The 1,454-nt window shown below is 75.1% G+C and carries 1 protein-coding gene; it reads left to right on the forward strand.

Annotation, left to right across the window (positions count from 1 at the left end):
- Positions 1-1,156 (forward strand): hypothetical protein (locus DSY14_RS27750; protein WP_211719557.1); only part of this gene is annotated, 1,156 nt, incomplete at its 5' end.
- Between the last annotated feature and the right edge of the window lie 298 nt (positions 1,157-1,454).

Consider the following 1,454-nt stretch of genomic DNA (forward strand, 5'->3'; position numbering starts at 1 on the left):
GTCCGAGGCCACCGCGCCCGTGGACACCGAGACACCCTCCGACGCCGAGACGCCCGCCCCGCAGGAGACGAGCGCCGCCGGGCCGAACGGGACCCCCGAAGCGCAGGACGCCGATTCCACGAGCGCCGCCTTCGCCTACCGCATCCCCGGGCGCGAGACCCACGACCCCGACCCCACGTCGCACGTCGCCGACGCCGAGTCGGCCGAGGTGGAGTTCCCGCAGACCCTCGGGGGCATCGACCACGCCGAGAACGGCCCAGGGCCCTCGGACGCCGTTGTGGCCCCCGGTGACGACGCCCCGTCGGACCAGGCCCGGCTCGACGAGACCCCGCTGGACGAGACATGGGTGGACGACGACACCTCGGTGCCGTGGACCCCCGAGGGCGAACTCGTGGGGGACCGGGCCCCGGAGGAGCCCACCGCCGAGGACGAGCACCCCGACGAGACCCCCGCGTCGCGCGCGACCGCCGACGATGACGCCGATGAGGCCGTCCACGACGACGATGATGCGCTGACGCAGACCTCCGCGTCCGGAGCGGACGCCGCGACGGTCGACGCGGAGGAGGACGACCCGGACCGGACCGCGACGTTCGACCGCTCCGCCTTCCCGACCGAGGACTCCGTGGTGGAGGCCGACGAGGACGTGGCTCCGGCCGGCGCGACCGCCCTGGACGAGGCCGACACGGCCGAGGAGGAGCCCACCGAGGAGGACGAGGCGGACCGGGAGGCGTCCGCCGGCGTCGAGCCGCACGAGGACGCGGCCCCGCGGTCCCGGTCCGAGGACGACCCCACCGACGAGAGCACGTCCGGGCCCGGCGAGGAGACGCGGGACACCGACGAGGCCACCGTGTCGGACGACGCCCGGGTCCCGGACACCGACGTGTCCGCTCCGGAGGAGGAGCGTCCCGCGCCCACCACGGCGCAGGCGGACCTCGCGGAGGAGAACGACACGCACGAGGCCGAGGAGACCGCCACGGTGGACGTGGCGTCCCAGGACACCGAGACCGCCGCCTCGGACCACGACCGCTCCGCCGACACCGAGGAAACGGAGGTGGCCTACGCCGTGATCCTCGACGAGCCGGTCACGGGCGGCGAGGGGACGGACCGGCCGGACGAGGCCGAGGAACGCCCCAAGGACTCCTCCCACAGCACGTGAGCGGCCGGGGGCGGCCTCACCCGGTCCAGGTGTCGAGGCCGCCCCGCGCGTTCGCCCCGGCGGCCGCTCCGGCCCGTTCACGGGGCACGAGCCTCGACCCGGGCCCCACACCGACCACGCTGCCCCGGACACCGGACCTTTCCGGCCCAGGACAGCGCGAAGGGCGCCGCCTCCCGGAAGCGGCGCCCTTCGTCGTGTCCCTAGGTGTACTGACCTGAGAGGTTAGGTACGCGGGAGGCGGGAGGGCCGCTGTTCGCGGTGTGGAACCGGTGGTGATTGTAGTGGTGCAACCACCCGG

The organism is Nocardiopsis sp. MG754419 (assembly GCF_018207095.1).
Taxonomy (GTDB): Bacteria; Actinomycetota; Actinomycetes; order Streptosporangiales; family Streptosporangiaceae; genus Nocardiopsis.